The following is a 2,677-nucleotide window of genomic DNA, read 5'->3' as shown; positions in this document are numbered from 1 at the left end:
CCGGCATCGACAGCCCCTACGAGGCCCCGGCCAACGCGGAAGTGGTGATCAACACCGCCGAGCACGACATCGGCGAGTGTGTGCGCCAGCTGATCGCTAAGATCGGCGTATAACACCGGGTCGTTGGAATACGATGAAAGGCATCGTCTGCAGCAACCTCTATGCAATCACCGACGAGCGCGACCTGACCAGCAATACGCTGGCGGTTCGCGAACTCGTTGACGGTGCCATCGCCGAGGGGCTGGAAGTGACCGCCGTGCTGCGCTTTTTGCCGCTGATCGTTAAAGGCGGCCCCTACTGGCCCAGAAAGCGCGTTCTGAACGGCTTGCCGGTATACGACGTGCCGACCATCGGCTTCCGGTTTATCTATTCAGCCCTGCTGACCAGGCTGGTGCTGTTCCTGATGGGCTTTCGCGGGCGCTTCGATTTCGCCATCTGCCACCAGAGCTTTAACTTTATCGCCGCACAGCGCGTGCTCGGGCGCAGGCTGGCCAAGAAGTACTTCGTGGTTCACGGCTCCGATCTCGGCAAGCCGCAGCTGCGCCAGTGCCTGGCTGCCGCAGACAAGACGTTTGTCCGCTCCCATGCGCTCGCGCGCCAGCTAAAAGACAACTACGGCCTCGAGCCGTCCGGCATCGTCTACTCAGGCATCGACGCGGCGGAGATCATTGACCTGCAGAGCAAGGATATTTCCCTCGAAGGGGGCCTGGTGATTACCATGGCCTCTTTAATGATACCGAGAAAGAACGTTCAGCCTTGTCTGCGTGCCTTCAGAGCTTTGGTCGACAAGGGAGTCCGTTTGACGGTTCATCTTTACGGAGACGGCCCGCTCAGCGAGGCTATCACTCGCGACATCGAGCAGCTCGGACTAACCAGGGTGGTGCGCCAATATGGCTTCACGCCACGAGCGGAGGTGCTGAAAGCCATGCGTGCCTCGCATCTCTTCTTGATGCCCAGTGTCCAGGAAACGTTCGGGCTGGTCTATCTGGAAGCGATGGCGTCGGGCTGCGTAGTGATTGGTCACCAGGGTTGGGGCATCGACGGCGTGGTCGAAGAGGGTGTAAACGGTTATCTGGTCGCGGCCTCCACGGAGGCGGAAATTGAATCCAAGATCCAGATCTACCTGTCCGCACAGGACAGGGAGGCGCTGCACCGTGAGTCTGTTAAAGTCGCTAACGCTAATACCCGGGACAGCGCCGTAAAAAACTACCGTGTGTTACTAGGGCCGAGTTGACCAGATCCCGGTAGTGTCGGTTGCCGCGCGAAGGAAACGTGTTCTGCAAGGAGACTTAGATTGAAAATCACTGTATTCGGCACCGGTTATGTGGGCCTGGTCACCGGGGCCTGTCTGGCGGATGCCGGCCATGACGTGCTGTGTGTTGATGTGGATCCGGCGAAGGTGGAAGCCCTGGAGCGCGGGGTGGTTCCGATCTTTGAGCCGGGGCTGGAGTCCGTGGTGGCGCGAAACCGCGAAGAGGGTCGGCTTGGATTTACGACCGACTCTGCGAAGGGCGTTGCTTTCGGTACCCTCCAATTTATCGCCGTGGGCACCCCGCCGGATGAAGACGGCTCGGCCGACATGCAGTACGTGCTGGCGGTGGCCGCCACCATAGGCCGCCATATGGACGGCTATAAGCTGGTGGTGAACAAATCCACCGTGCCGGTGGGCACCGCCGACCGGGTCCGGGCTACCATCACTGCCGAGTTGTCGGGCAGGGGCGTGGAGCTCAGCTTCGACGTCTGCTCCAACCCGGAATTCCTCAAGGAAGGCGCCGCCATCGACGATTTCACCCGCGGCGCCCGCATCGTGGTGGGCACGGATTCGGATAAGGTCCGTGAACTAATGCGCGAGTGCTACGGCCCTTACAACTGGAATCATGACAAGCTGATTTTCATGGACGTGCGCTCCGCCGAGCTCACCAAATACGCCGCCAATGCCATGCTGGCCACCAAGATCAGCTTTATGAACGAGATGGCCAATCTGGCCGAGCGTCTTGGCGCGGATATCGAGAACGTGCGCCTGGGCATCGGTTCCGATCCGCGCATCGGCTACCACTTTATTTATCCCGGGTGCGGCTATGGCGGCTCCTGTTTCCCCAAGGACGTGCGCGCACTGGAGCGCATCGCCCGGGAAGTGGGCTACGAAGCGCGCATGCTCAGTGCCGTGGAGGCGATCAACGAGCAGCAAAAGTCCACGCTGTTCAGTAAGCTGAACAATGCCTTTGATGGTGACCTGAACGGTAAGACCATCGCGGTTTGGGGCCTGGCCTTCAAACCCAACACTGACGATATGCGCGAAGCGCCCAGCCGCACGTTGATGGAAGCGGTGTGGGCCGCTGGCGGTGGCATTCAGGCCTACGACCCGGAGGCGCGCGACGAGTGTCGCCGGCTCTACGGCGACCGTAAGAACCTGGTCCTGGCGGAGCACCGCATGGACGCGCTGGACGGTGCTGACGCCCTGGTAATCTGTACCGAGTGGAAAGAGTTTCGGGTGGCTGATTTCGAAGCCATTAAAGCAGCGCTGCATACGCCGGTAATCGTGGATGGCCGAAACATCTACGAACCTTCAGCCGTCAACGCGGCGGGCCTGCTCTATTTCGGGGTGGGGCGTGGCGACGGTGTCAGGAGTCAACCCTCGCGTTAAATCTGTGATATTGATCACATAAACTATTTGCAC

The 2,677-nt window shown here is 60.1% G+C and carries 2 protein-coding genes; both read left to right on the top strand.

Annotated features, from left to right (window positions below; all coding sequences use genetic code 11):
- Window positions 1-133: 133 nt before the first annotated feature.
- A complete protein-coding gene (locus tag B3520_RS03580; RefSeq protein ID WP_286875431.1) occupies window positions 134-1,234 on the top strand; it encodes a glycosyltransferase in 1,101 nt (366 codons plus the stop codon).
- A gap of 60 nt (window positions 1,235-1,294) precedes the next feature.
- Complete coding sequence (locus B3520_RS03575; protein ID WP_286875430.1) at window positions 1,295-2,644, top strand: UDP-glucose dehydrogenase family protein; 1,350 nt, start codon at window positions 1,295-1,297, stop codon at window positions 2,642-2,644.
- Window positions 2,645-2,677: the final 33 nt, after the last annotated feature.

The organism is Marinimicrobium sp. UBA4509 (genome assembly GCF_002388575.1).
In the GTDB taxonomy this organism is placed as follows: domain Bacteria; phylum Pseudomonadota; class Gammaproteobacteria; order Pseudomonadales; family Cellvibrionaceae; genus Marinimicrobium; species Marinimicrobium koreense.
The sequence above is the reverse complement of the archived record's forward strand: the minus strand, read 5'-3'. Positions and strand labels throughout refer to the sequence as shown.

Coding starts and splice junctions, on each gene's coding strand:
- B3520_RS03580 (WP_286875431.1), top strand. CDS start 134: ATGAAAGGCATCGTCTGCAGCAACCTCTATGCAATCACCGACGAGCGC.